Source organism: Halomonas sp. MMH1-48 (assembly GCF_022348105.1).
Lineage (GTDB): Bacteria > Pseudomonadota > Gammaproteobacteria > Pseudomonadales > Halomonadaceae > Vreelandella > Vreelandella piezotolerans.
The window spans coordinates 129,114-155,236 of sequence record NZ_JAKRFL010000001.1 but is presented as its reverse complement, the minus strand read 5'-3'; the positions used below and the strand labels follow the sequence as shown (position 1 = coordinate 155,236).

The window sequence follows — 26,123 nt, the reverse complement described above, 5'->3', positions numbered from 1 at the left end:
GTGAACACTGGCCACCGCCTACCAGGAGTCTTTATGTTTAAAAGATTGCTTTCAGGCCTGTTTGGGGGCCACGGCAGCGACGAAACGAACACCGGCACCAAAGCCGCCGAACCGGTGGAGTACAAAGAGTATCTCATCGTTTCGCAGCCCGATCATCAAAGTGGTCAGTATCGGGTCAGCGGTTGGATCCGCAAACTGGACAACCAGGGCGGGGCGCAGGAGCACCGTTTCGAGCGTTCTGACATGGTGCCTGGGCGGGACGCCTGCGACGCCTTGATGGTGTCGAAGGCGCAGCGCTATATCGATGAAGTGGGCGATGCGATGTTCGAGCCAGACCCTCGCCGGGAGAACCCACCCACTAGCTAATGTGCGAGTCCATTAGCGTTCGTGCTTCAGCCGCCGCCTGCAGTATCAACTCTGCAGGCACATCGGCAGGAGGGCTGCCGCGCTCAGTGGCTTCGATATGTGCAAGCAGCTCGCCCAGTGGGCCTTGACGTTGGATAAGCGCCTGATGGATCGGCTGGCTCAGTGGTAGCTCCTTAAGTATCGTCTCGAGGTCGATCCCTATGATGACCGGCATATGCGAAAAGAGTCCGGTGATAAAGCCTTCTTCCTCGTCTAACCCGCGCTGTTCGGCAAGTGCTTCGCATGCAAATGCCCGAGTCAATCCGCTAATGAGGTTGATTTTGCTCGCAGGATTATTCCCCGCTAACATGATGATCGATACCAGCGTGCGTAACTCTTTCAACCCGATGATATGAATACAGTCGAGTAGTTTGTGGACAGGGTGCTGAGCTGCCTTTTCTGCCGAATTGGCGCGTTTGAGGACGGCGTTCAATAAATAGGGGTCACGAGCAATGAACGTACTCAAAGCAGGCAAGCGCACTCTATCGCTGTAAAGATGAGCCAGCAGTTGCATTTGATTAGCGCGTGACGTGCTATGTCGCTGCGTGTTTGTGGTTTGTACCTGAGGCCGCTGGTAAAAATACCCTTGAAATAAGCTAAATCCAAGCGCCTTACACTTTTCAAACTCTTCGTAAGTTTCTACACGCTCGGCTAACAGCGTGTAGCCCTCTTTATAAAGGCGTTGAATGAGCGCAGTGGGGAGCCCGGTAGAGATATCGAATTTAACAATATCCGCTAAGGCTAATAGTGCACGGTTTGCGTCGGTCAATTCGAAATCATCAAGCGCTAACGTATAGCCTTGGTATTTCAGCTTACGTAATGCATGCAATAGCGCGTCATTGACCTCGATGTCTTCGAGTATTTCAATGACGATTTGACTCTGCGGCAGGCCGCCTAAATCGGGGTTGAGTAACCACTCGCCAGAGGCATTGATAAAAAGCTTACGTTGGCCACACAGTTTATCCAGGCCAATTTCATAAATAGCGACAGCACAAGCTCGAGCGGTGGCTTGCACATCATCGAAGACGGCGGCACTAATGGCCGAACAGTCGCCACGATACAGTAGCTCATCAGCTACATGTTGTAGGCGAGCGTCGACAATTGGCTGTATTGCAATGGTGTACTGGTCGGTAGTCGTCTTATCTTGCGCTGACCCTTGCATAATGCCGCTACTCCAACTGTCAGAGGGAAAACGGGCGGACGCGCAGAATAGCGTAAAAATACAAACGTGTGCTAGTTACACTAGGTCACAGTGCGTTGAATGGCACAATTGTTTACTTAAACGATGTGTCGTGGAAGCGAAAGCGTCATCGCAGCACCGCCTAAAGAAGAAGCGTCTACCCAGAGCTCGCCACCTAAGTGGTGAATAATGGCACGGCTGATGGGTAAGCCTAAACCGCTTCCTTTGGGCCGGTGAGACGCATGCTCATTTTTCGATAACGTCAATTGATAAAACTTTTCGAATACATTGTCACGTTCACCGATCGGGATGCCTGGCCCATTATCCTCAACGCTCAGGCAATATCCTTGGTCCGCTTCGTAAACATGTAAACGTATGCGCGGATGTTCTGGGTTGGCAAACTTTCGCGCATTCTCCAACAGATTGATGATGACCTGTTCAAGGCGATCTGGATCGGCCATGACGGGCGCATTGGAGACATCACAGACCCACTCGACATCGATGCCCTGCTCGGCGTGCAGTCGTGCCAGTGCTTGGCGGCTTTGCTGCGCAATGTGAATCAAGTCAACCGTAATGGGCTGGAGGGATAGGTGGCCGCTCTCGAGCCGCGCCAAGTCAAGAATTTCGTCGATCAATCGAGACAAACGCTCACTCTCGAGCACCATGATGTCCAGAAATTGCTGGCGTTTTTCAGCCTCAATGGTGGGTGTGTCACGCAAAATCTCGGCAAACGAACGGATGGAAGTGAGCGGAGTGCGAAGCTCGTGACTGACCATCGCCACGAACTCATCCTTCATTCGATCCACTTCCCGCAGCTGCTCGTTGGCACGGCGCAGCTCCTCGCCAATGCGAGCTAACTCCTGGGATTTTTGCTCTAATTGGCGGTTGTACTCCAAAGCCTGCGAGGTCGTGTCGAGAATGGTGAGTACCGAGGCCATGTCCAGTGCCTCACCGCGTAGAACGGAGTGTATCAAGACGCTGGCAGACGCGTTGCCAAGCGACCCGGCCAGAGCTTGTTCGGCACGAGTGATCAACTCTCTCGACGCGGGACGTTGCTGAGCATCGGTCTCCTTCAAGAGCGAAGGAGGGGCGTTGCGAAATACCTTGTGCGTTGCCCCATGGCCCAGATAGCGGACGAGTAGGGCATACAAGTCACCTTCGGTAGTTTGGCCTTGCCAGCTAGACGCTGTAGGTAAATGGGGGTGCAGAGCCTCGGTGAAGAGCGCTGCCTGCGCATGCTCCATGGGCGTGGCTCGCGTGAAGAGCGACACCGCGACCAATAAGCCGACGTTTGCGGTCATGCTCCAAAACAGCGAGTGTGTGTAGATATCCCACCCGCTGAGTCCCAGTAAGGCGTAGGGGGCGAGCCAGCCGATGCCCCAAGGGCCTTGTGTCATGAACTCTGCTTCCAACCAACCGGACTGGGCAAATCCCGGCAGTAGCAGCGTGTAGCACCATACCCAAAAGCCTGCCACTAATCCCCAGGTGGCGCCTTGACGAGTCGCCCCGCGCCAATAAAGGCCGATCAATAGCGCAGGTGCAAATTGTGCCACGCCCGCAAACGAGACCAGTCCAATAGTCACCAAACTGTAGCTATCGCCAATCAGTGCATGGTAGAGATAGCCCATGATCAAAATGACCAAAATGGCGATACGCCGGATGTTCAAAAGCCAAATGGCGAGGCGACCATGACGTCCTGTTTGCCAGCCTTTTAGTTTTAATAAAAGTGGCATCACTAGTTGGTTACTCACCATGGTAGACAGCGCGATGGTCTCGACGATGACCATGCCGGTGGCCGCCGAGAGTCCGCCAATGAACACCAATAATGGTAAACCTTCTAGCCCTGCGGAGAGCGGTAGCGTGAGCACGAAGCTATCCGGGTCACTCTCGCCCAAGAGGACGCCTGCCAACGCAATGGGAATGACGAACAGGTTGATCAGTAGCAAATAGAGCGGAAAGAGCCAACTGGCACGCTCCAAGTGCTGCTCATCCACGCTCTCTACGACCAAGACTTGAAACTGCCTGGGCAACGTGAAGAAGGCCAAAAACGCGAGCATTAGCATGCCGACCCAGCCCGTCGCACCACCAGGAACGTTCTCCAAATGCATGCTAGTGATGAGCGCTGGCGCCTCGGCGGCGGCTGCTAGAAGAGCGCCAGGGCCTTCGAACAGGAGGAAAGTGACGAAGATACCGACTGCCAGAAACGCCACCAGCTTGACCAAGGACTCGACGGCGATGGCCGCTACCATGCCTTCATGTCGCTCGCTGGCATCAAGATGACGCGTGCCGAACAGAATGATGAACAGGGCCAAGACGATCGCAATCCAAAAGGAACGATCCATCCAGAAGCGTTCATGTTCGAGCGTGGTATCGGCACCTAGCGGATAGTTCATCAGCACCGCATGACTCACCGTGATGGCTTTGAGCTGGAGTGCTATATACGGCGTAATCGTGATCAATGCCATGACGGCCACCAGTGCGCCAAGTAGCGAACTTTTCCCATAACGGGCGCTAATGAAATCGGCGATGGAAGTGATACGCTGCCGAGCGGCGATCCGCACCATTTTGCGCAACGTAAAAGGGGCCAGCAGCATGGCCAGCGTGGGTCCCAAATAGATCAGCAAGAAGCTAGGTCCGAACTGCGCTGCGCGCCCGACGCTGCCGTAAAACGTCCAGGCAGTGCAGTACACGGCTATCGATAACGCATAGACAGTAGGCGAGTTGATGAGTGAGCGCCCCTGTTCGGCTCGTCGGTCCCCCCAGGCTGCGACCAAGAAAAGCAGGGCTAAGTAGCCAAAGGCGGCGCCCAACACTACCCAGTCGCTGCGCATGTTCATGGTTGCTTGGGTCGTTTTGCCAGCCAGGCAGCCAGGCCAATCACCCACCCCCAAGCCAAGAAGAGATAGAGCGGTAGCCAGCCCAGTATACCAGGCAACCGATCGACTATAAGTAAGATGGGCGGGCTGAATAAAAACAGCGCCAGCAGCCCAAGGGCGAAGCGACGCGCCTGCTGCCGAGGGTGAGGGGCAGGTGCATTATGGCGCACTGGCGTCTTCCTTATCGAACGCATTGGCCTGGAGGGCCAGCAGCTCCTCTAACGTGTCGATGCCGCGGGCTTCTAAGCGGGGCAAGAGGGCTAGCCAAAGCTCGGCGGTGACGCGAGCATCGCCCAGTGCGGTATGCCGGGTGTTGGGCGGAAAATGTAAATCATAACGCCTGGCTAACGTATCCAGGTCGTGCCCATCCAGCGCTTCATCTAGCGCTTTGGAGATCAGCAGCGTGTCCAGCACGGGGATGTCGAAATGAACGCCGTGCCCGCTGATGGCCAACATGTCGAACGCCGCATTATGAGCGAGCATGACGGCGTCCCCCACGTAATCCCGGAACTGGCCCAACACGGTGTGAAGCGGTTCTGCATCCGCTACGTCCGCATCGGTAATGCCATGAATGACGGTGCTGGCGGCGGGAATGGGCCGTTGGGGATTGACGTAGTGATCGAACGCGTCGCTTGCCAATAAGCGGCCATTGACGATGCGACAAGCGCCAAGGCTTACCACCGTGTCTCCCCGGCGTAGCTCGAGACCAGTGGTTTCCGTATCGAACGCCACGATCTCCAAGCAGCGTAGCGCCCGATGGGCGAGGGCTTCGTCGGGCGCAGGTAGCTGTGCGATACCAAAATCATGAAATTCCGGACGAGGGGGAGCCATCTCCCTTGGCGCGTGAGTTTGTGTAATCGCGGGTAGCGGGAGTCGCAGTCGAGCATGGCACTTATCCGCATCGGCTACGCTCCAAATATCGGTGGCGTGCTGACGCAGAATATCGGCCACCGCCGGGCCAAGTGGTAGCGTGCTCAAGATCGTATCTCGCCAAACGCTGAGTTCGCCTTCAGGAACGGGCGCGCCCCGCCACATCAAGTCAACGTAGGCACGTTTCGGTTGAAGCGAGATTTCTCCTTCAAAGCCACGGGTAGGCAAGTGGCAGCGAAGATGGTCCACCAATGATGCGAAGAGTTCGATCAGTGCCGGGGCATCCCCTTTGAACCAAGCGGGAACACCAATCGGTGTAATCAAACGGTGGGCTGGGTCGAGACGCTCATCCAGCGCCTGCCAGAAGTCATTGGACCAAATGGGCCGCAAGCGTTCACCGTGATACTGAAGATCATCCAGTAGCGTGGCGAACTCAGCCACGTGCTGATTCAGTGCTTGGCTCTCATCGTGCATGACCCCCTCTAAGCGTGTTCGCAGTTCAAGGGGGACGCTCGTGACGTGAATATGACGCAGCGCGTCGACGGCACTGCTAACGTTGGCGGCATGCTGGCGCAGTGGCGGGAGGCGACGATTGAGCTCGGCCCGCACGCCCATTTCATTGTTCCAAGTGGTCGTGGCATCGCTACAGGTCACGAGCGTCTCGCGCTCACTGCCGGGAACCCGCCGAATCACCACTTTTACCCAGCGCTGGCCGCAGTGGGTGAGCATTTCACGTGGTGAACCATCGTCGGGCAGTTGTGCCATGGCATTGGCTAGCGTTGCGGTCGGCAGTAGGGCATCCAGACGCTTCCCCAACCCTAACCCGGTATTGCCAGTAAAGAACGTTTCGGCGGCTTGATTGAACAGCATCACCCGACGATGCCGATCACACAGCAGCAGTGGTGTTTCCAGTACCTGAAGCAGGGTTTCCAACTCTTGCCGAATACGCGAAGCGCTACGCGCCCCCTCGGCATGGGCGGTGGCGAGCCGCATGCGGTCGGCCCGCCAGCTTTGGCTGACGCGGCGTAGATCAGGGCCTAGCCCTTTTAGCCAACCTTCTGGAGCCTCCTCGTCTTGGGCGTCTGGGTTGGCCACCCACCGGGCCAACTGAGTTTGTAAATGCCGTAAGGGCGCTAATAAACGACGTTCTAGCAGTACGCCCATCAGGCACAAAGTCATCCCCCCGGAAAGGCTGCCAAGCCACAGCGCCACACGCGCCAAGCCGGAGAGCGCGATCTGACTATCCAGCCACGCCGCAAACAGCACGCCGCCCAACAGGCTGATGCCACTGAGAAGCAGCCAAGCACCCACCAGGCGCTGTCGCTTTGGAAGGCCTTTGAACATCATGTGTCACGCTCGCCAAGCAGTGCTTTGACTTTCTCGACTAATTGGTGGGTCGAGAACGGCTTAGTAACGTAGTCATCGGCACCCAACGCTAATCCCTTTTCGCGCTCTACTTCCCGTCCATGTGCCGTTAACATGATGACCGGCAGGTGCTGCTCGCGCTCTGAGCGACGCAGCTGTTCCAATACTTCGAAGCCACTGATACCCGGCAGGCTAATGTCTAGCAGCAGCAGGTCGGGAGAGGTGTCGGCAATTCGCTGCAATGCCGTTTCACCGTCGGTAGCGGTAATCACCGTAAGCCCGGCATGGGACATGAGGAACTCGAGGGACAGTAGAATATTCGGTTCATCATCGACCACTAATACATTGGCCATTACGGTTTCCCCAGCGGCGTTAGATGCGCAGTCAGACTGCAAGCGATGATTTAAGTGTATGTAGCGTGAGGCATTCGGCCAAGACGACCTTGGCCGAATGTGACATACGGCGAGGACGTTTCACCGGTAGAGAGATGATGCGCATTTTATTGTTATCGGCTTACGAAGCGGTTAGCCACCGCTATTGGGCAAATACATTGATGGCGGAGGTGACCGAAGTCGAATGGACGCTGCTGAGCTTGCCAGCGCGTCACTTCTCTTGGCGTATTCGTGGCAACCCTTTGAGTTGGTGGTTGAAAGAGCAGGCGACATTGAGCCAGCGCTACGATGTGGTCCTGGCGACTTCCATGGTGGATATCGCCACGTTGGTGGGATTGTTCCCCCACTTAGGACAGGCACGCAAGGTGGTCTATTTTCATGAAAACCAGTTTGCTTACCCGGAATCCAGCGAGCAAATTCCCCAAGTCGAGGCAAAGATGGTCAACCTGTACGCTGCGCTGGCGGCAGATGAGCTGGTATTCAACACGGCCTACAACCGTGACTCCTTTTTCGATGGCGCGCGACGTTTCTTGAAAAAAATGCCGGAGAATCTGCCCGCGGCCCAACCCCTTGAACGTTTGCGGAGAGCGGCCCGCATCGTGCCCGTGCCGATTGCTGCCGCCGGTGGTCGTGCGGTCGTCAACCCCAATCCGCAGCGACTGATTTGGAACCACCGCTGGGAGTATGACAAAAACCCAGAGGATTTCTTCAAGGTACTGTTCAAGCTTAGCGAGCAGCAAGTGCCGTTCGAGTTGGCGGTGTTGGGACAGCAGTTTCGCGAGGTGCCGGGGATTTTCGCCGAGGCCCAGGAGCGTTTGGCGGCACATATCGTTTGCTGGGGGGCACAGCCAGAGGCAGAGTATCGCGCGCTGCTCGAAGGCTGCGGCATCGTCGTGTCGACCACCTGGCATGAGTTCCAAGGATTGGCCATCATGGAAGCCACCCAACGAGGTGCCACGCCGCTAGTGCCGGACCGGCTTTGCTTCCCGGAGCTTTACCCAAATGAATATCGCTATGATGGCACGCAAGAGGGGCTGTTTCATCGTTTAAAAGCGTGGTTATTGGATCCGACGTGCCAGCCTGCGCCGCTTGACACGTGCTCCTGGGAGTGGCCGCAGTGGCAAGCCGTATATCGTCAACTGCTGATGCAAGGGGCGTCGAGTGACTCCATGCGCCGGGTGGGCCAGTGAACGATCGCCGTATGGCGGCGCATCTTGTCGGCAAGCCCAGGGTGATGATCACGAATCACCTGCTCGGCAAAATTCGATAAAAATCGCGATTTCAATACGGCCCTCGCACGGTCCACACCGCTATCTTGATAAGGCGTTGACGCCAAAAGCATAAAACCGTCCTTGGGAATTCGCCCCGCGCGCATGTTGGCCTCGATAATGCTTGCGGCGGTCGACAATGGGGCCGCTAGGTCTGGTCCGTAGGGACCGATGATCAACGCGGTGTTAGGTAGGTGCAAGAAGTCGAAGCCGCGTCCAATGCAGATGACCCACTCGCGATGCTCGATTTCGAGCTCTCGGGTCACGCCGCTTAGCTCGCTTACATGGGCCATGTTGCCCAGCAGCAGCGGCAGCAGATCTCGTTGAACATCATCAGGCATGTCGGGACAAAGGCTCGCTAACGTGGCATGTAAATCATTCGCTGGTCGATCGATCCAGTCGCGTATATCGAGCACCTCGCCACCTTGGCCGTGAAGAATCATGGCGTCGCTGTCGGTTTCAAAGCCGCACACGAGCGGGTAGACCTGCTGATGGTCGTGGCCAAACAGCTGGCCTGCTTGCTGAGCAATGGCGTACGCGTGGGCTTTGGCCGCGTCGGCATCGCAGTTGAACCCGGCGCACCCCCGTGCGGGATGTCCGCTGGAAAAATGGTAAGTAATCAGCAACAGCGTGGCGCGACCGCTCTGAGTGGCTTGCAAGACAGTCTCGGTGAGCAGCTCGCCGAGATAAGGCCAGCCTAGGTCGAAAATACCGCCTAGATTACGAAACGGTGTGATGATTCCAAGCGGTGTCTGCGTGGCGTGGGGAATATGGATTCGGCCATCCATACATTTCATCACCACAATCGACGTCGGATGCTTGGCCATATAGCGCTGGCGGGCCAGCCAGGCATCGGGGCTGCAAAAACGTTCGGCGTGCTGCCTGGAAAGTTGCAGCAGGGCATCGATACGCTGGGTAATAGGCTGGCGGTAGAGGTCAGCAGTGGTGCTTGGCATGGGACGATCCTGGCGGTGGCATGCGGTTAGGCAAGCTCGGTCTTTTCTTTATAGTCGCACAGATCTTCGATGATACAGCTACCGCAGCGAGGTTTTCGCGCAATGCACGTGTAACGCCCATGTAGTATCAGCCAATGATGGGCGTCTTGCTTGAAGACACTGGGGACATGGCGCAGCAGCTTTCGTTCGACCTCGATGACGTCCTTGCCCTTGGCGATGCCGGTGCGGTTCGATACGCGAAAAATGTGCGTATCCACCGCAATGGTAGGCTGACCAAAGGCCGTATTTAAAATCACATTGGCGGTCTTGCGACCCACCCCGGGGAGCGCCTCAAGCGCTTTGCGAGTTTGCGGGACCTGACCGCCATGCTGGTCGACCAGCAGGTGGCAGGTTTTCATGAGATTGTCTGCCTTGGTATTGAACAGCCCAATGGTTTTGATGTGCTGTTTTAGGCCGTCGATACCTAGTTCGATAATGGCTTGGGGCGTATTGGCGACCGGAAAAAGCCGGGCCGTTGCTTTGTTGACGCCTACGTCGGTGGCTTGGGCGGAAAGCAGTACCGCCGCGAGCAGCTCGAACGGCGTGCTCCAGTTGAGTTCGGTGGTGGGGTGCGGGTTTTCCGCCTGTAGGCGCGCGAAAATCTCATGACGCTTTTGGGCATTCATGGTGTGTTCTCTTGGTTACTTGATGGTGCCGGTCACTCGCACGCGCCGCTCGGCGCGCGGGGTGCTCGTCGTCGGCGCTGCCCGGAAAGCGCGCCGCGCATCCAGCGCATTTTTGAGTGCGATCAAAAGCCCGGCTACGAAGAAAGCGCCAGGCGGCAGAAGGAAAAAGAGAAACTGGTAATCCGCCACCAGGGTGATCTGCCAGTCAGCGGCCACGGGCCCCAACAGCAGCGCCATGTCGCTCAACAGGGTGCCCTGGCCCATGAGCTCGCGAATCGCGCCCATGAGCACCAGCACGGCACCAAACCCCAATCCCATCATCAAACCATCGATCGCCGCGGGCAGCACGGGTTGGCGGGAGGCAAACGCCTCCGCGCGACCCAATATGGCGCAGTTGGTCACGATAAGCGGAATGAAGATGCCTAGTATTTGATACAGCGAATAAGCAAACGCGGCCATCAGTAGCTCGGCGCAGGTCACGAAGGCGGCAATCACCATGACGAACGCAGGCAAGCGCACGGCACTGGGCACTTGGTGGCGAATCAGCGAGATCGTCGTGCTGGACCCCACCAGCACCAACAGTGTCGCCAGCGCCAAGCCTAATGCGTTCACTACGCTGGCGCTGACGGCCAGCAGTGGGCATAGCCCGAGTAATTGCACCAGCGCTGGATTGTTCGACCAAAGCCCTTCACGGGCCAGCTCTCTCCATTGGCTCATAGGGCTGACTCCTGCCGGGCGAGCTGTTGGTGATAATAGCGTAACGTATCGTGTACGGCGTTGATCACGGCCCGTGGCGTGATCGTTGCGCCGGTAAAACTGTCGAAGTCGCCGCCCTCTTTACGAACCGCCCAGCCGCTGGGGGATAGGCTTTGTAGGCTCAATCCGTCGAACGATGTGATCCAGTCGCTCCGGGAGCGTTCGATATCGTCGCCAAGCCCTGGCGTCTCTTGATGGTGAGTGACGCGCACACCGGTTATCTCGCCGCTCTGGTCAATGGCTACTAGGAGGCGAATCTCGCCGTTATATCCTTGGCGGGTAACGACCGGCAGAATGGTGACGGCGTCGCCGCCTTGCTGCACCCGCCAACCCTCTTGTGGCGTCCGGTGGCCCAATAATGAGGGAGCGGGTAACGAAAACGTGCCCTCTAGAACGGTTTGAACCGGTGCCGTGGCCAGTGGCGCGGGGAGTACTTCCTGCAGCTGACGATGCTGATAGGCGAGCTGATGCGCGGCAATACGTTCCGCCGTCACGGCGCGGGTGAGGGTGACGCTACCGGCAGTGACCAAGGCACACAAGCCCAGAGCCAACGCACCTCGTCGCATGGCGTGCTGGGGCGTCATGGCGCGCTCCTCTTGGTGCCGGAGTGAGCGGTAGATTGCCCCACTGGGCGTGGTACGCTGACAGTATCCAGCAGTGGCACGCAGAGGTTCATCAGCAACACCGCAAAAGCGACGGCATCGGGATAACCGCCTAAATGTCGAATCAGGATGATCAGTACCCCAATGCCCGCGCCGTAGAACAGCTTTCCCCGGCGGCTGGTGGCTGACGACACCGGGTCGGTGGCAATGAAAAAGGCGCCAAACAGCGTTGCCCCAGTGACAAGATGAAACAGCGGAGAGGCAAAGTGGCTGGTGTCGCTGGCGTAAAACAGCGCAGAGAGCAGCAGCATGCTGCCCAGCATGGCAACCGGGATATGCCAACTGATCAGCCGCTTGACGATCAATACCAAGCCCCCTATCAGCCATGCCAGGGCGATATTGCGCCAAGCCGCCAACGTGCCTTCTGGAAGTGGCGACGATGCCCAGAACTCACTGGCGAGCACGGCCTCGCCCTTGTGTTTGAAGGCATCGAGTGGCGTAGCGCCGCTGAGTGCATCCAGCGTGGTCATGGGCACGGTTCCTAATATTTGCGGCCATAACGTATCGGACCAGATTGCTTGTGGAGGTGCCCAGAGCGTCATTTGCGTGGGAAACGATACGAGCAGAAGTGCATAACCCACCATTGCAGGGTTGAACGGATTGTGGCCCAAGCCACCGTAAAGTTGCTTGGCAACGACGACGGCGGCGATCACACCCACGCCTATTAGCCACCATGGGCTGGCAGGCGGTAGTGAGGCACCTAGCAAAACCCCGGTGAGCAGGGCGCTGGCGTCATTGAGCGTTGGCCAGACGGGGCGACGGCGTAGTCTCAGAATGAACGCTTCAGCGGCGACGGCCAAAAGCGCCGCGATCAGTACGTTGCTGAGCACCCCGAGTCCAAAATAGAGCGTCATCATCCCGAGACCGGGTAGCATGGCGGCGATGACCCAGCGCATGGTATGAGCTGTCGAGGGAGTGCCCCCTAGATGAGAGGCGTGCATCATGCTCATGGGGCTTCCTTATACTCACTGGCGGCGCGGGCTTCGGCCAGTCGCGCTTCTGCCGCTTTGAGATTCTCTTGAGCAGTGGCGAGTTGGGTCTCCAAGTCGTCGTGGCGCTGCTGCGGGTCTTCAGCGGCGGCCCGCGCCAATACTTTCTCCGCTTTACGCACGGCCGCTTTTGCAGCCGTTTGAGCAATGCGCAAGCTGCGCAGATCCGCCACGGGGAGGGAGGGCGAGTCCATGGTGCCATTCGCGCTGGGCGACTGTTGGGCAAGGCGAGCCTGGCGGCGCGCTTTCTTCTCTGCCTCTTCTCTGGCCAGCCGTGCCTGACGAAATTCAAAGCGATGTTTGGCGTGTTCCGCTTTGGCGGTCTCGATGCGTTTATGTCGAATGCGCTGTTTCGCCGAGCGGTAGTCCTGCACCAGGGGGATCGCGCTCGGGCAAACGTAGCTGCAGGCACCGCACTCGATGCAATCGAACAGATGGTGAGCGTCGAGGGCGGTGTCGTTTTGGGCGCGGGCATACCAGTGCAACTGCTGGGGAAGCAATTGAGCAGGACACACGCTTTCACACGCTCCGCAGCGAATGCAGGGGGCTTCCGCTGGCGCTGGCGGCAGCTCCTCTTCTGTGGCAGCAATCAGACAGTTGGTGGTTTTGGTGACGGGAGCGGCCAATGAGGTTAGAGGCGTACCCATCATCGGCCCGCCGACTACCACGCGATGGAGCCGTTCTTGCACTAAGCCCACCTGCTCCAGAAGCGACGCGATCGAGGTGCCTACACGCACCCAGTAGTTGCCAGGATGAGCAATGGCATCACCGGTGAGCGTGACGACTCTTTCTACCACAGGCGTCCCGTCGCGAACCGCTTGCAGTGCCGCCATCAGCGTTCCGGGGTTGTGGCACAGCACGCCGATATCGGCAGGTAGACCGCCGCTGGGCACGTCGCGATTCAGCAGTTTTTTGATGAGCTGGCGTTCCCCCCCACTGGGGTAGCGCGTCTCGATGACCTTGAGTGCCACCTTGGCGGGCCGCCCAAGGTCAGCGAGAACGGCTTGGAGCGCTTGACAGGCCTCAGGCTTGTTATCTTCGATACCGACGATGATGTGTGCGGCTCCGCATAGACGGGCCAGCAACTGAGCTCCCTCGAGCACATCCGCCGCATGGTAACGTAGCGTCAGGTCATCGGCGGTAATGTAAGGCTCGCACTCGGCGGCATTGACCACTAGCGTGTCAATCGCGTGCTGCTGGCTGACATTGGCTTTGAGGTAGGTTGGAAAGCCTGCACCGCCCAGGCCCACCAGCCCCGCCTCGTCCAGTCTTGATAGCAGCGCGTCGCAATGGGTGGTGCGCCAATCCAATGGCGGTAGCGTTATCCGGCGATCTTCACCATCGCCTTGAATGACGATGTCGCTGTCGGTGATCTCGATCACGGTGCCGCTGATACTGGCGTGCACATTGGCTGAGACCATTCCGTCGCGACGGGCGACTGGCGTGCCTGTGTCGACCGCATCGCCCACGTTCACGCAGGGCAGCGCCGCTTTACCGGTGTGTTGCGACAGCGGTAGCGCGACCACATTGGGCAGCGGTGCGATGCGCAGCGGCGCTCGATTCGAGCGCTCTTTGCGTTCGGGCGGGTAGATGCCGCCTGGAAAGTCATTGGCTCGCATGCACGCTCCTAAGTGGTTGGCGGTCGCTCACGATCGGGTCCCACTGAGTCAGCGGTTTGCGTCGGGGCAGCATATCGATGCAATCCACCGGGCAGGGCGCCACGCAGAGGTCGCAGCCGGTACATTCGTCCTCGATCACCGTATGCATCTGTTTGGCCGCGCCGACAATGGCATCCACCGGGCACGCCTGAATACACTTGGTGCAGCCGATACACTCGGCTTCGCGAATGTAGGCCACCGTATCCTCATCAGTGGCTTCGCCGTCCAGTGGAGCGGGGTCACGGCCCAGCAGGTCCGCCAGTGCTTGTATGGTCGCATCGCCCCCGGGAGGGCACTTATTGATGGCGTCGCCCTGATTGATCGCTTCGGCGTAGGGTCGGCAACCGGGGTAGCCACACTGACCACATTGGGTTTGAGGCAGCAGCGCATCGATGTTCTCGACGAGGGGGTTCTCTTCGCCTTTGAAGCGAGCGCTTGCCATACCCAACAAGGCGCCAAACACGATGCCCAGGCCGGTAAGGACGCCAGCGGCGCTCAGCACGCCCCACCATGAAAAAGGTTCGCTCATGGTCGTTACCCCTGTGCCAATCCAGAAAAACCAAGAAACGCCAGCGACATCAGACTGGCAGTGATCATGGCAATGGCCGCACCGCGAAAGGGTTTGGGCACATCTGCACTGGCCAAGCGTTCGCGCATGGCAGCGAATAGCACCAACACTAGCGAGAAGCCTAACGCCGCGCCTAGACCATACAGCGTGGTATGGAAAAAGCTTAGCTCGCGGTTGAGCGACAGTAGTGCTACGCCTAGCACGGCGCAGTTGGTGGTGATGAGCGGCAGAAATATACCTAATACCTGATGCAATAACGGACTGAGCTGGCGCACCATGATCTCGGTAAATTGCACGACAGCGGCAATCACGACGATGAAACTGATGGTTCGTAAGTAGGTGACGTCCAGCGGAACGAGCAAGCCATGGTAAACCACGTAGCTCGCGGCGGACGCGAGGGTCAAAACGAACGTGGTCGCCAGTGACATGCCCAGAGCCGATTCGAGCTTGTTCGACACGCCCATGAAGGGACAAAGCCCGAGAAACTGGACCAGCACGAAATTGTTCACCAGCGCGGTGGTGATCAGGATGACGAAGAGTTCATTCATGACGGCGTATTTTGCTTCGAAATTGGGCAGCTGACTAGAGACGGCTCGAAGAGGATGACACAGTGGCGACCTTGTGCTTTGGCAAGGTAGAGTGCTTGGTCGGCGGTCGTCATGATGGCGCTGGGGAGTGATGCCTCGCTATCGTCTAGCATGCCAATCCCAACGCTGATGGTGACATGTTCGCAGACCGGGGAGCGTTCATGGCGTAAGTGTAACTGATCCACGGCATCGACCAGCGCGTTGGCAAGTGTCTTGGCGTGCTGTGAGGTGACGCCTGGCAGCAACGCACTGAACTCCTCGCCGCCGGTGCGTGCGATGAAAAAGCCGTGACGGCTTGCCACGTCCTGTAGTGCAGTGGCTACTCGTTTTAAGCATTCGTCGCCTTGTTGATGGCCGTAGCCATCGTTGTAGAGCTTGAAGTGATCGATATCGAGCATCATGACCGCCAGCGGTGCCACCTCCTGCGTGGCTTGACTCACCGCAGCCGTCAAGCGCTGGTCGAACAGCCGCCGATTGGGTAGCTCTGTCAACGCATCGTGGGTGGACATACGCAATAGCTCCGCATTGAGCTGGTGCTGGCAGGCGAGCTGCTCGCGAAATGCCCTGGAAAGGAGACCGATTTCATCGCGACGCTCGGTCAACCCCTCGCTGTCATCGAATTGGCCCGCAAACTGTGTGAACGCAGTGAGCTGGCGCAAAGGCTTCAGCACCATACGTTCTAGCAAAAACAGTACCAAACCAATGACGAGCAGCATCAAACCCGCCGTCCACACCAACAGATAGCGAAACGTAGTAAGACTTGCCAGGTACTGCACGCGATTGAGTTCTATCGTCAACGACACGGCCTCGGAAGTGCCGTAGGCAGCGAACAAGTGAGAGGCCGTTACCTGATCCCCCGAGAACGTGAGCTCGGTTGAATGGGCAGCGGCAAAGGGCTCGACCTGCAGCGATAGAGAGAGCCCTGTGTAATCCGTCATTCTTTCGAGCCAAGCATCATCCAGGGCGCGGACCTTGAATAGCCAGCCGTTAGGCGGACCGCTCTCGTCGGTGTGGAGTATGTGGCTGGCGGCGACAAGGGCGGGCCACTGTTCGATGTACATGGCCATTGGCGCTACCTGGGTAGCGATGGCCGACTGCATGGTATCGACCCAGGGTGCCATCCACGCGCAGGGACCAACGGCGGCTGTGCAGGTTTGGTAGCGCCCGGTGGTCGGCTCCAACCCCGCCAAGAAATGAACCTCACCTTGTAGCGTAAAGAACGCCATGAGGTGATAGTTCATATCTTCGAACATTTGCTGGCTAAAATTGACCTCGGCGTAGCGAGGATAGCTGCCCTCGATGAACTGGTAGGTGTCATCCCAGTGTGCCCAGTCCTGCGCCTGAGCAAGCAGGCTTTCCTGGTTGAGCTCGAGGCTACGCGTCGCCCGGTCGAGTTCACGCTGCACCGCAGTGCGCTCTTCGGCTTTCAGCGCTGGAAAAATCAGCCATTTGCTGATGGCTGCGAGTGCTACCATGGCCACGATCAATACTCCGCCCAGTACGGCAAAGAAACGAAAACGCAAGGACAAGGAGAAGCGCTGGCCCATAGAGCAGACTCATGTTGTTGTTAATGAATGAAGGCCACTAACGGTGTGAATGAAAGTCCCTTAAAGACGAAAGGGGCAGGCTCATCGCCTTGCCCCTTTCGTCCATGAACGGCGGCGTTACGTTACACGTTGACCTGGTTCCGCGCCAGCGTCCGGTGAGAGCAAATAAATGCCCTCTTTGTTAGCCGAGGCGAGTACCATACCTTCGGAAATGCCAAATCGCATCTTGCGAGGCGCTAGGTTGGCGACCATGACGGTCAGGCGGCCTTCCAACGCTTCGGGCGAGTACGCAGAGCGAATGCCCGAGAAGACGTTGCGGGTTTCGCCGCCCAAATCCAAGGTAAGCTGGAGGAGCTTGTCAGCGCCCTCGACATACTGCGCTTTGGCAATGCGTGCAATACGCAGGTCCACTTGGGCGAACGCGTCAAAGTCGATTTCCGCAGCGATGGGCGTCTCGGCCAGCGGGCCCTTGGGTGCGCTTTTCAACTTCTGCTCTTCGACCAGATCCTCTTTCGATGCCTCGATCATTGCATCGATTTTCTCACGCTCGACGCGAGTCATGAGCGGCTTGAATTTGTTGATCGAATGATTGACGAGTACGTTACCACGGCTTCCCCAATCCAGAGTGTCAACATTTATAAACTCGCGTGCCTGCTCGGCCATGGCGGGGACGACGGGTGCCAAGTAGACCATCAGCTGGCGGAACAGATTAATGCCGACCGAGCAGATGTCCAGCACCTCCTGGTCACGTCCCTCTTGCTTGGCCAGCGCCCAGGGCTCTTTTTCAGCAATGTAGGTATTCGCTTCATCGGCCAATTCCATGATTTTACGCATGGCGCGGCTGAATTCGCGGGCTTCGAAATCGGCGGCGATCTCGTCGCCTGCAGCGATGAAACGCGCGACCATTTGCGGCTCGGCGCAATGCGGCGAGAGCGTGCCGCCACCGAGCTTTTTGACGAAACCGGCGCAGCGGCTAGCGATATTCACGACCTTACCCACGAGATCCGAATTCACGCGTGCGGCGAAATCCTCGAGGTTCAAGTCGAGATCATCCACTTTCGAGGTGAGCTTGGCAGCAAAGTAGTAGCGCAGGTACTCAGGATTGAGGTGTTCGGCGTAGGTGGCCGCTTTGATAAAGGTGCCGCGGGACTTCGACATCTTCGCGCCATCGACGGTCAAGAAACCGTGGCAGTTGACCGCGGTGGGAGTGCGCAGGTCGGCACCGTGGAGCATGGCGGGCCAGAACAGCGCATGAAAGTAGACGATGTCTTTACCGATGAAGTGGTAGACCTCGGCGTCGGAGTCCTTTTTCCAGAAACGGTCGAAATCGAGCGCATCGCGCTCGCATAGGTTTTTGAAACTGGCGAGATAGCCAATCGGAGCGTCGAGCCAGACATAGAAGTACTTGCCTGGGGCGTCGGGGATCTCGAACCCAAAATAGGGCGCGTCGCGGGAAATGTCCCACTCGTTGAAACCGGACTCGAACCACTCCATTAGTTTGTTACGGATTTGCGGCTGCACGTGGCCGTCGTTGATCCACTCCTGTAGAAAATCAGCGAAGTCCGGCAGTTTGAAGAAGTAGTGGGTAGAACTCCGCACCTCGGGCGTTGCACCAGAGATGGCGGACACCGGATTGATCAAGTCTGCTGGCGTGTAGGTCGCGCCGCATTTTTCGCAGTTGTCGCCGTACTGATCGTCCGAATGGCATTTCGGGCAGGTGCCTTTGATGAAGCGGTCAGCAAGAAACAAGCCTTTCTGCGGGTCGAACATCTGCTCGATATCGCGAGTCGCGATATGGCCTTTGTCACGCAGGCGGGTATAGATCAATTCGCTAAAGTGGCGGTTTTCGTCCGAGTGCGTGGAATGATAGTTATCGAACCCTACACCGAAGCGGGCAAAATCTTCCTGATGATCTTGTGAGACGCGCTCGATCAGCGCTTCTGGCGAGATACCTTCCTGCTCGGCACGCAGCATGATCGCCGTGCCGTGCGCATCGTCGGCGCAAACGTAGTAACACCGCTGGCCACGGCTTTTTTGAAAGCGTACCCATATATCTGTTTGGATATACTCCAGCAGGTGACCGAGATGAATGGCGCCATTGGCATAGGGAAGGGCGCTCGTCACCAGAATGTTGCGCGGGGCAGTATTGGACATGGTGAGTGAAAATTCCGGTTAGACAATACAAATAAAGACGGCGAAGGGGAGGTGCTTCGCCGGTAACGTCAGGTTGAAGGCGAATTAGTCGCCAGTAACAACGGCTTAGTAGAGCGCCTGCTCTTCTTGCACCACTTCGCGCAATAATTCTAAGAACAGTTTATCAGCCTCGGAGTGCTCGGCAGGGTCTTCGGGAATATGCACGCTGGTCGTGTCAGAAATTTCATTGGCAATGCGCGCCATGACGGCTGGGCTGCTGCCTTCGGTGAGCTGCGAACGGGCAATGGCCAAAGACTGCTCGAGAATTTTAGGATCTTGTAGTAGTTTGCGGATAAAGCCGCGTAGCTCATTGATAATACGTGTTTTTTGAATTTCTGATGCGGACATGGGGAGTCTCCTTAAGACCGCGCTTGGCAAAACGACCAAGCGTGACCAATGAATGCCTTGACCATAGCACTTTTTCTACTCGTCAGCATGCGCAGATTGACGGCTAAAGACTCAGCCTGCCTGCCTTGTGTTTCACAGGGTTGGCGTACTGCTCGAGCCAATAGGGACGCAGTGCTTCGGGGACACTGGCCAAGCGCGCCTTGAACCGCTCACGATCCTGTCGAGTAATCGCTTTACGGGCGACCAGCTCGGGTGACTCGCCTAGTGCTTCCAGCGCCAAATAGTGGCTGGGGAAGAGGCGATAGCCGCCAATGACTTGCCGATCGATTTCAGCGGCCACCTCGTCGGGGGTGGCCATGTCGGCACCGACCGGCGTGCCGAATTTGAGCTGAACGCGCCCTTTAGACCCGGTGATGCCTGCTACGATAGAGCGAATGTCTTCAAACTCGCTTTTGGCGTAGCTGCCCTGGTGGGCGATATCGTGCAGCTCTTGGGCTTTTTGCACGTCGCAGGGATCATACTCGTAGCTGATCGAGACCGGCACCAACTTGAGCTCGGCAATGGCGTCACCAAACACCATGTCGCGTTCGGCGTGACGTTTGGCCATGATGAGCATTTTGATGATGGCAGGGTCCGTTCGGTCAATGCCGTTTTTGGCACGGCCTTCGCGCTGAGCCATCCATATGGAGTGGTTGTCTTCGGTAATCGAGTGGCGGATATACGAAGAGAGCTGCTGATAGGCGGCCAGCATGGCCCGCTTGCCGCGCGCGCTGCGAGGCACGATGAAGCTCTTGTTAAGGCGCATCAGGTCGGTGACATAGGGTTTTTTCAGTAAGTTATCACCTATGGCGATGCGCACGGTGTCTCGTCCCGCTTCATAAAGCGCATAATTGACGAAGGCAGGATCCAGTGAAATGTCGCGGTGGTTACCAATGAAGAGGTAAGCGCCGTCATCGTCGAGTTTGTCGAGGCCCGACACATCGAAGGCATCGGTCGTCGTGCGGATCATGCGCACCATATAGCTGGCAATGCGCATCTGAAATTCTCGGACGCTGGTCACTCCTTTGACTTCTCTTCGAACGGCATGGCCTGCCAGCGCGCGCGCCAGCGGTGGCGCCCACTTGGCCATGCGGGGCAGCCGGAAGCGGGTTAGCGCATCGAGCAGCTCGCTGTCGCGAGAAAGCCTTTCGAGTACATCGGCTACCTCATGATCCGCATAAGGACGAATGTCGGCCCAGGGGTCATTCGGCGTGTCAGCGTGTGGTGCGTTATTGTGTTGAGTCATGCGATCCGTTGGGTATCTACTAAATAATCGAGTGACGGTATCTGTGCGTATCGTTCGTTAGGCGTCTGATGAAGTCGTCGGTTCCCGCTGAGTTTCGCCACCGAGCCATTCGAGTAGGCGGGATACGTCCTCGGACAATGCCTGTGCCATCAAAATAAAATCGGTTTCCAATCGAGCCAGCGCATCGTCGCCGTCATCGGCATGATCCGCTTCTTCGATGAGCGCGTCGCCAAAGCGTAGCGATTTGAGCGCTAGATCGTCGTGCAGCACGAAGCTTAGACGGCCGTCGAGACTCATCGCCAGTTTGCTGGCTTGGCGCCCGCTTTCGAGAAGCTGTTGAATTTCGTCGCTGTCGAGATCGACCTGGCGCGCGCGCAGTACGCCGTCGTCACCTTTGGCCTTGAGCTCCACTTGGTCGCCAAGCTGGAGGTCGGCAGGGCGGCTGGCCGGGTCGCCAAGCCAAGTAGTCATGGCGCGGATGGGCAACGTTTGGCTACTGAGCGGCGTGACTTTCAAGCTGCCGAGGGTTTCGCGCAGCAGGTCCAGTACATCCTCAGCGCGGCTGCGCGAGCTGGCATTCACGCCAATGAGCTGACGCTTCGTGTCCCACCAGAGGTCGATTTTTTGGCTGCGGACGAAGGCGCGGGGCAAGAGCGCTTCGGTAACTTGCTCTTTGAGTGCCATTTTTTCTTTACGGGTCACTTTACGCCCTTCGCTGGCCTCGATGTCGGCGACCTTTTCATCGACTTCTTCTTTGACGACCGAGGCGGGAAGCAGACGTTCCTGGCGCAAGGCCGAGAGTAGGCGGTGCCCCTGAATCTCATGGACACGCTGGTCGCCGCCTAGCCGTCCGGCAGGAGCCGTCCAGCCCAAGCGGCGTGCATCCGCATAGCCTAGCGGCTTGGCCGCGTGCTCATCCAGTGCATTGGCCAGGGTTTGGCTATCTAGCTCGGGAGCGCCGTGCAGGCGATATAAATGCAGGTGCTTAAACCACATGTCACCGATCCTATGAAAAAGGTGGCACATTATGTCGAAACGCGGCCTTTCCTACCAGCACCTTGGCGCAGCGACTTGCTGTTGCACTAGTTTAAAACTTGTGTTTGATTTGCAAGGTGTTAACGATTCCTTGCCCATTTCCATAAGCAGTGAAAAAGAGGATGCTATGTCTGAATCAATTTCCCAAGTTGGTATGCGGGTTCGTGGTTACCATTTGGATGGCTATGGCCATGTCAACAATGCGCGCTACTTGGAGTTCATGGAGGAGGGGCGATGGGCGTTCTTTGATGAACATCCCCGGCTCATTGGGCAGCTTCACAGTGCTGGTCGCGCTTTCGTCGTCGTCAATTTGAACATCGACTATCGCGCGGCGGCCGTGCAGGGGGACGATTTGCAGGTATTCACGGGCATCGTCGACGTGGGTGAGCGAAGTGCGCTCTGCCATCACCGCATCATTCGATCTGACGGCACCTTGATCGCCCAGGCCGACCTCACCTTCGTTCTGTTGGATGTGAAGGACAATAAAGCCGCCGCCATCGAAGGAGAGGTGCGCGATGTGCTGCAGGGGATGGTCGTGGCCAAGGAGTCGTTCACGCCCTGAGTGGTAATGGTGGTGTCATCGACTGCCCTTGATGCGTATGCAGTGGTATGATGGCCTGGTCTCTGCGCGCCGTCTTCCCGTGCTAAGTCTCGTACGGCAAAAGACGGCATTTTCAAGCGCTTTCAACTCTCGCAGTGCCAATGCAGTGCAAAGGATCTGACTTTCATGGGTGACATCGCCAGAGAAATCTTGCCCGTCAATATTGAAGACGAGCTCAAACAGTCGTACCTCGACTATGCGATGAGTGTCATTATCGGTCGCGCGCTCCCCGACGTGCGCGACGGCCTAAAGCCCGTTCACCGGCGTGTGCTGTTTGCCATGCACGAGCTGGGCAATGACTGGAATAAACCGTACAAAAAGTCGGCGCGTGTCGTCGGCGATGTCATCGGTAAATACCACCCGCACGGAGATAGTGCGGTGTATGACACCATCGTACGCATGGCGCAGCACTTCTCCATGCGTCATGTGCTGGTGGATGGACAAGGTAACTTTGGCTCCATCGACGGTGACAACGCGGCGGCCATGCGTTACACCGAGGTGCGCATGGCGCGTCTAGCCCACGAGCTGCTGGCGGATCTCGAAAAAGACACGGTCGATTGGGTCGATAACTACGACGGCACCGAACGAATCCCAGACGTACTGCCTACGAAAGTTCCCAACCTGTTGATCAACGGGTCGTCGGGCATCGCGGTGGGCATGGCGACGAACATACCGCCGCACAACATGCGGGAAGTGATCGACGGTTGCTTGGCGCTCATCGACGACTACACGCTCTCGGTGGATGATCTGATGCAATACATCCCCGGTCCTGATTTCCCCACCGGGGGGATCATCAACGGACGTGCGGGCATTCTCGATGCTTACCGCACTGGCCGTGGACGTATTTACGTGCGCGCGTGCCACACCATCGAGCACGACGATAAAACCGGCCGTGACCACATCATCATCACCGAGCTGCCGTATCAGGTGAACAAGGCGCGGCTGATCGAGAAAATTGCCGAGCTGGTCAAAGAGAAGAAAATCGACGGCATCGCCGAGCTGCGTGACGAGTCAGACAAGGATGGCCTGCGCGTGGTGATCGAAATCAAGCGCGGTGAGTCCGGCGAGGTCGTCGTCAATAACCTGTTTGCGCAAACTCAGCTTCAGAACGTGTTTGGCATCAACATGGTGGCGCTTGAGAACGGCCAGCCGCGTACGCTCAATCTCAAAGAGATGCTCGAGGCGTTCATTCGCCATCGCCGCGAGGTCGTCACCCGCAGGACGCTTTTCGAACTCAAGAAAGCCCGTGAACGTGGTCATCTGTTGGAAGGCCTAGCGGTGGCCATCTCCAACATCGATGAGGTCATCGAGCTGATCAAGGCCTCTCCCAATGCCGCTGAAGCGCGTGAAAAGCTGCTGGCGAAGGTGTGGCGGCCCGGGCAGGTGACGGCCATGCTGGAGCGCGCTGGCGCGACTTCCTGTAAGCCAGAAGAGTTGGAAGAGGGCTTTGGCCTCAACCCCTCGGCCACGGAATATCGGCTCTCGCCCGCCCAGGCGCAGGCCATTCTAGAGCTTCGCCTACACCGTTTGACCGGGCTGGAAACCGAGAAGCTGCTCGATGAGTATCTCTCCATCCTCGAAAAGATCGCCGAGTTTACCGAGATTTTGGCCTCCGCCGATCGCCTGATGGAAGTGATCCGCGAAGAGCTACATGCGGTGCGTGATCAGTTCGGGGACGATCGCCGCACGGAGATCCAGGCAAGCCACTTGGATCTTTCCATCGAAGATTTGATTGCCGAAGAGGACATGGTCGTCACCGTTTCCCGCTCGGGCTATGCGAAGACGCAACCGCTATCGGATTATCAGGCGCAGCGCCGCGGCGGTCGTGGCAAGTCGGCGACGTCCATGAAAGACGAAGACGTCATCGAGCACCTGCTGGTGGCCTCGACCCACGACACCGTGCTGCTCTTCTCCAACCGTGGCAAGGTGTACTGGCTGAAAGTGTACGAAATGCCGAATGCCAGCCGTGGCTCCCGTGGTAAACCGTTGGTCAACATGCTGCCGCTGGAAGAGGGCGAGTCGGTCAACGCCATTTTGCCGGTGCGCGACTATGACCCCGAGCACTACATCTTCTTCGCTACAGCCAATGGCACGGTGAAGCGTACCAGCCTCGAACAGTTCTCCCGTCCGCGCAGCGTTGGTTTGATTGCGATCGATCTTGAAGAGGGCGACCGTTTGGTGGGGGCGGCGATTACGTCGGGCTCCGATCACGCGATGCTGCTCTCTTCCAACGGTAAAGCGATCCGTTTCGAAGAGGGTAACGTGCGCGCTATGGGCCGTACCGCTCGCGGCGTGCGTGGCATGCGTCTCGCCGATGAGGCGGAAGTGATCAGCCTGATCATTCCCAAGAGTCAGCAGATCGATGCCGAAGCCGATACCGACGCAGATGTGGATGCCCCAGAAGAAGCCCTTGCTTCAAGCGAAAGCGAGGGCCAGATATATATCCTTACGGCCAGTGAGAATGGATACGGCAAGCGTACACGCCTCGAAGAGTTCCCGCTGCGCGGCCGAGGTGGACAAGGCGTCATCGCCATGCAAACCAGTGAGCGTAACGGCTCGCTAGTGGCGGCGATGCAGGTCTACGACAGCGACGAAATGATGTTGATCACCGATCGCGGTACGTTGGTACGCACCCGCGTGGAGGAGGTCTCCATCACCTCCCGAAACACGCAAGGGGTCATGCTGATTCGTTTGGGGAAAGAAGAGAAATTGGTGAAAACCGTTCGCGTGGACGAGCCTGAAGAGACGGATGACGTAGACACGGGCGAACCAGCAGACGCAGACAATGGCGCACAGGAACCGGGAACCGATGACACGTCATTATAATTTTTGTGCAGGGCCCGCAGCCCTGCCTAGCGCCGTACTCGAGCGCGCCCGTAGCGAGCTGCTGGACTATCAAGGTCGCGGCTTGTCGGTCATGGAAATGAGTCACCGCAGCGACGAGTTCGTTGCGATTGCAGAGCGAGCCGAAGCCGATCTTCGTGACCTGTTAGCCATTCCTAGTCACTACCGCGTGCTCTTTCTTCAGGGCGGCGCGAGCATGCAGTTCTCGATGATTCCGATGAACCTGCTGGGCCAAGGGGGCAGTGCCAATTTCATCCAAACGGGGATTTGGGGGAAGAAAGCGCTGAGTGAGGCCAAGCGACTGGGTTTTGCCTGCCACGTCGCGGCCAGCAGCGAGGCAAATGGGCATACGGCCGTCCCCGGTGAGGAATCACTGACGATCAGCGATGATGCGGCTTACTTGCATTACACCTCCAATGAAACCATTGGAGGGTTGGAGTTCGACTACATCCCGCAGGCGATTCGAGCAGATGGCAACGACGTGCCGCTGGTGTGCGACATGTCGTCGAACATCCTCTCTGGCCCCATTGATGTCAGTGAGTTTGGCGTCATTTATGCGGGCGCTCAGAAGAACATTGGTCCGGCAGGTTTGACCATCGTTTTGGTGCGCGATGACCTGCTGGGAAGCGCGCCCAGCACCATCCCGTCACTATTCGATTATCAACTGCTGGCGGAAGCGGGTTCCATGGTGAACACGCCACCTACTTACGCGTGGTATTTATCGGGCCTTGTTTTTCAATGGTTGAAAAACGATGTGGGTGGCTTGGAAGCGATGGATGCGATGAATCAGCGTAAAGCGCAAAAGCTATACGCCGCGATCGACGGCAGTCGTTTTTACAGCAATCCCATTGCGCGACAGAACCGTTCTCGTATGAACGTACCGTTCGTACTGGCAGATGAACGTCTGGACGCGGTGTTCTTACGGGAGGCCGACGAGGCTGGGCTGCTCAACTTGAAAGGGCATCGTAGCGTAGGCGGCATGCGCGCTAGTTTGTATAACGCCGTTCCCGAAGAGGCGGTCGATGCTTTAATTGCCTTCATGGCGGATTTCGAACAACGAAGAGGCTAACCAA

General features: G+C 57.6%; 23 protein-coding genes. 5 read left to right on the top strand and 18 right to left on the bottom strand.

The window, feature by feature from the left end; translation table 11 throughout:
* The first annotated feature begins 33 nt into the window (after positions 1-33).
* On the top strand, positions 34-366 hold the full coding sequence (locus MHM37_RS00765) for an HlyU family transcriptional regulator (RefSeq protein ID WP_153843371.1): 333 nt from the start codon (positions 34-36) through the stop codon (positions 364-366).
* Here the strand turns inward: MHM37_RS00765 and MHM37_RS00760 are convergent.
* From MHM37_RS00760 to MHM37_RS00740, 5 genes are all read right to left on the bottom strand, one after another.
* Entirely contained in the window at positions 359-1,567 is a 1,209-nt protein-coding gene (locus tag MHM37_RS00760; protein WP_239295713.1) for an EAL domain-containing protein, read from the bottom strand. The two genes, MHM37_RS00765 and MHM37_RS00760, sit on opposite strands and share 8 nt — an antisense overlap.
* A 116-nt stretch (positions 1,568-1,683) precedes the next feature.
* Positions 1,684-4,416 (bottom strand): sensor histidine kinase, encoded by a 2,733-nt coding sequence (locus MHM37_RS00755; RefSeq protein WP_239295773.1) that lies wholly within the window; start codon positions 4,414-4,416, stop codon positions 1,684-1,686.
* 2 nt (positions 4,417-4,418) lie between these two features.
* Positions 4,419-4,631 carry a hypothetical protein gene (locus MHM37_RS00750; RefSeq protein ID WP_153843368.1) on the bottom strand — a complete coding sequence of 71 codons (213 nt, stop codon included), beginning with the start codon at positions 4,629-4,631 and terminating at the stop codon, positions 4,419-4,421.
* Entirely contained in the window at positions 4,621-6,678 is a 2,058-nt protein-coding gene (locus tag MHM37_RS00745) for a 3'-5' exonuclease (RefSeq protein ID WP_239295714.1), read from the bottom strand. The genes MHM37_RS00750 and MHM37_RS00745 overlap by 11 nt, the downstream gene beginning before the upstream one ends.
* A complete protein-coding gene (locus MHM37_RS00740) occupies positions 6,675-7,049 on the bottom strand; it encodes a response regulator (RefSeq protein ID WP_219861048.1) in 375 nt (124 codons plus the stop codon). The genes MHM37_RS00745 and MHM37_RS00740 overlap by 4 nt, the downstream gene beginning before the upstream one ends.
* 137 nt (positions 7,050-7,186) lie before the next feature.
* On the opposite strand from MHM37_RS00740, the gene MHM37_RS00735 reads away from it, so the two are divergent.
* On the top strand, positions 7,187-8,278 hold the full coding sequence (locus MHM37_RS00735; RefSeq protein ID WP_239295715.1) for a DUF3524 domain-containing protein: 1,092 nt from the start codon (positions 7,187-7,189) through the stop codon (positions 8,276-8,278).
* Here MHM37_RS00735 and MHM37_RS00730 read toward each other — a convergent pair.
* The 13 genes from MHM37_RS00730 to MHM37_RS00670 all read right to left on the bottom strand — a co-directional run bounded on the left by MHM37_RS00730 (position 8,224) and on the right by MHM37_RS00670 (position 21,566).
* Positions 8,224-9,312, bottom strand: coding sequence for a hypothetical protein (locus MHM37_RS00730; RefSeq protein ID WP_153843366.1), 1,089 nt, complete (start codon positions 9,310-9,312; stop codon positions 8,224-8,226). The two genes, MHM37_RS00735 and MHM37_RS00730, sit on opposite strands and share 55 nt — an antisense overlap.
* 26 nt (positions 9,313-9,338) lie before the next feature.
* A complete protein-coding gene (gene nth / locus MHM37_RS00725; RefSeq protein WP_139527415.1) occupies positions 9,339-9,977 on the bottom strand; it encodes an endonuclease III in 639 nt (212 codons plus the stop codon).
* A gap of 15 nt (positions 9,978-9,992) precedes the next feature.
* Positions 9,993-10,694: an electron transport complex subunit E gene (locus MHM37_RS00720; RefSeq protein ID WP_139527417.1), complete on the bottom strand. Its 702-nt coding sequence runs from the start codon at positions 10,692-10,694 to the stop codon at positions 9,993-9,995.
* Positions 10,691-11,317: an RnfABCDGE type electron transport complex subunit G gene (locus MHM37_RS00715; RefSeq protein WP_239295716.1), complete on the bottom strand. Its 627-nt coding sequence runs from the start codon at positions 11,315-11,317 to the stop codon at positions 10,691-10,693. Before MHM37_RS00715 ends, MHM37_RS00720 begins: the two co-directional genes overlap by 4 nt.
* Complete coding sequence (locus MHM37_RS00710) at positions 11,314-12,345, bottom strand: RnfABCDGE type electron transport complex subunit D (RefSeq protein ID WP_139527421.1); 1,032 nt, start codon at positions 12,343-12,345, stop codon at positions 11,314-11,316. The genes MHM37_RS00715 and MHM37_RS00710 overlap by 4 nt, the downstream gene beginning before the upstream one ends.
* Positions 12,342-14,003: an electron transport complex subunit RsxC gene (gene rsxC, locus MHM37_RS00705; RefSeq protein ID WP_139527423.1), complete on the bottom strand. Its 1,662-nt coding sequence runs from the start codon at positions 14,001-14,003 to the stop codon at positions 12,342-12,344. The genes MHM37_RS00710 and rsxC overlap by 4 nt, the downstream gene beginning before the upstream one ends.
* Positions 13,990-14,571: an electron transport complex subunit RsxB gene (rsxB, locus tag MHM37_RS00700; RefSeq protein ID WP_139527425.1), complete on the bottom strand. Its 582-nt coding sequence runs from the start codon at positions 14,569-14,571 to the stop codon at positions 13,990-13,992. The genes rsxC and rsxB overlap by 14 nt, the downstream gene beginning before the upstream one ends.
* A gap of 5 nt (positions 14,572-14,576) precedes the next feature.
* Positions 14,577-15,158 (bottom strand): electron transport complex subunit RsxA, encoded by a 582-nt coding sequence (gene rsxA / locus MHM37_RS00695; protein WP_139527427.1) that lies wholly within the window; start codon positions 15,156-15,158, stop codon positions 14,577-14,579.
* The gene (locus MHM37_RS00690) at positions 15,155-16,744 is read right to left on the bottom strand and encodes a diguanylate cyclase (protein ID WP_239295717.1); all 1,590 of its coding nucleotides are present in this window, start codon (positions 16,742-16,744) and stop codon (positions 15,155-15,157) included. The genes rsxA and MHM37_RS00690 overlap by 4 nt, the downstream gene beginning before the upstream one ends.
* Before the next feature lie 117 nt (positions 16,745-16,861).
* Positions 16,862-18,898 carry a methionine--tRNA ligase gene (gene metG / locus MHM37_RS00685; protein ID WP_239295718.1) on the bottom strand — a complete coding sequence of 679 codons (2,037 nt, stop codon included), beginning with the start codon at positions 18,896-18,898 and terminating at the stop codon, positions 16,862-16,864.
* Between the two features lie 105 nt (positions 18,899-19,003).
* Entirely contained in the window at positions 19,004-19,285 is a 282-nt protein-coding gene (locus tag MHM37_RS00680) for a hypothetical protein (protein WP_139527432.1), read from the bottom strand.
* Between the two features lie 103 nt (positions 19,286-19,388).
* Complete coding sequence (locus MHM37_RS00675; RefSeq protein WP_139527434.1) at positions 19,389-20,570, bottom strand: 1-acyl-sn-glycerol-3-phosphate acyltransferase; 1,182 nt, start codon at positions 20,568-20,570, stop codon at positions 19,389-19,391.
* A gap of 57 nt (positions 20,571-20,627) precedes the next feature.
* Positions 20,628-21,566, bottom strand: coding sequence for a recombination-associated protein RdgC (locus MHM37_RS00670; protein ID WP_239295719.1), 939 nt, complete (start codon positions 21,564-21,566; stop codon positions 20,628-20,630).
* A gap of 166 nt (positions 21,567-21,732) precedes the next feature.
* Here MHM37_RS00670 and MHM37_RS00665 point away from each other — a divergent pair, with 166 nt between their 5' ends.
* From MHM37_RS00665 to serC, 3 genes are all read left to right on the top strand, one after another.
* Positions 21,733-22,167 carry a thioesterase family protein gene (locus MHM37_RS00665; RefSeq protein ID WP_139527438.1) on the top strand — a complete coding sequence of 145 codons (435 nt, stop codon included), beginning with the start codon at positions 21,733-21,735 and terminating at the stop codon, positions 22,165-22,167.
* Positions 22,168-22,332: 165 nt separating this feature from the next.
* Positions 22,333-25,032, top strand: a complete 2,700-nt coding sequence (gene gyrA, locus MHM37_RS00660) for a DNA gyrase subunit A (RefSeq protein WP_139527440.1) — start codon at positions 22,333-22,335, stop codon at positions 25,030-25,032.
* The gene (serC, locus tag MHM37_RS00655; RefSeq protein ID WP_139527442.1) at positions 25,016-26,119 is read left to right on the top strand and encodes a 3-phosphoserine/phosphohydroxythreonine transaminase; all 1,104 of its coding nucleotides are present in this window, start codon (positions 25,016-25,018) and stop codon (positions 26,117-26,119) included. The genes gyrA and serC overlap by 17 nt, the downstream gene beginning before the upstream one ends.
* Positions 26,120-26,123: the final 4 nt, after the last annotated feature.

Bases quoted from the DNA above. Each gene is read 5' to 3' on its own strand.
- MHM37_RS00730 (WP_153843366.1), bottom strand. From the start codon at position 9,312: ATGCCAAGCACCACTGCTGACCTCTACCGCCAGCCTATTACCCAGCGT.
- rsxB (WP_139527425.1), bottom strand. From the start codon at position 14,571: ATGAGCGAACCTTTTTCATGGTGGGGCGTGCTGAGCGCCGCTGGCGTC.
- gyrA (WP_139527440.1), top strand. From the start codon at position 22,333: ATGGGTGACATCGCCAGAGAAATCTTGCCCGTCAATATTGAAGACGAG.
- MHM37_RS00680 (WP_139527432.1), bottom strand. From the start codon at position 19,285: ATGTCCGCATCAGAAATTCAAAAAACACGTATTATCAATGAGCTACGC.
- metG (WP_239295718.1), bottom strand. From the start codon at position 18,898: ATGTCCAATACTGCCCCGCGCAACATTCTGGTGACGAGCGCCCTTCCC.
- MHM37_RS00665 (WP_139527438.1), top strand. From the start codon at position 21,733: ATGTCTGAATCAATTTCCCAAGTTGGTATGCGGGTTCGTGGTTACCAT.
- MHM37_RS00690 (WP_239295717.1), bottom strand. From the start codon at position 16,744: ATGGGCCAGCGCTTCTCCTTGTCCTTGCGTTTTCGTTTCTTTGCCGTA.
- MHM37_RS00760 (WP_239295713.1), bottom strand. From the start codon at position 1,567: ATGCAAGGGTCAGCGCAAGATAAGACGACTACCGACCAGTACACCATT.
- serC (WP_139527442.1), top strand. From the start codon at position 25,016: ATGACACGTCATTATAATTTTTGTGCAGGGCCCGCAGCCCTGCCTAGC.
- MHM37_RS00675 (WP_139527434.1), bottom strand. From the start codon at position 20,570: ATGACTCAACACAATAACGCACCACACGCTGACACGCCGAATGACCCC.
- MHM37_RS00735 (WP_239295715.1), top strand. From the start codon at position 7,187: ATGCGCATTTTATTGTTATCGGCTTACGAAGCGGTTAGCCACCGCTAT.
- MHM37_RS00715 (WP_239295716.1), bottom strand. From the start codon at position 11,317: ATGACGCCCCAGCACGCCATGCGACGAGGTGCGTTGGCTCTGGGCTTG.
- rsxA (WP_139527427.1), bottom strand. From the start codon at position 15,158: ATGAATGAACTCTTCGTCATCCTGATCACCACCGCGCTGGTGAACAAT.
- MHM37_RS00755 (WP_239295773.1), bottom strand. From the start codon at position 4,416: ATGCGCAGCGACTGGGTAGTGTTGGGCGCCGCCTTTGGCTACTTAGCC.
- MHM37_RS00670 (WP_239295719.1), bottom strand. From the start codon at position 21,566: ATGTGGTTTAAGCACCTGCATTTATATCGCCTGCACGGCGCTCCCGAG.
- MHM37_RS00765 (WP_153843371.1), top strand. From the start codon at position 34: ATGTTTAAAAGATTGCTTTCAGGCCTGTTTGGGGGCCACGGCAGCGAC.
- rsxC (WP_139527423.1), bottom strand. From the start codon at position 14,003: ATGCGAGCCAATGACTTTCCAGGCGGCATCTACCCGCCCGAACGCAAA.
- MHM37_RS00720 (WP_139527417.1), bottom strand. From the start codon at position 10,694: ATGAGCCAATGGAGAGAGCTGGCCCGTGAAGGGCTTTGGTCGAACAAT.
- nth (WP_139527415.1), bottom strand. From the start codon at position 9,977: ATGAATGCCCAAAAGCGTCATGAGATTTTCGCGCGCCTACAGGCGGAA.
- MHM37_RS00740 (WP_219861048.1), bottom strand. From the start codon at position 7,049: ATGGCCAATGTATTAGTGGTCGATGATGAACCGAATATTCTACTGTCC.
- MHM37_RS00710 (WP_139527421.1), bottom strand. From the start codon at position 12,345: ATGAGCATGATGCACGCCTCTCATCTAGGGGGCACTCCCTCGACAGCT.
- MHM37_RS00745 (WP_239295714.1), bottom strand. From the start codon at position 6,678: ATGATGTTCAAAGGCCTTCCAAAGCGACAGCGCCTGGTGGGTGCTTGG.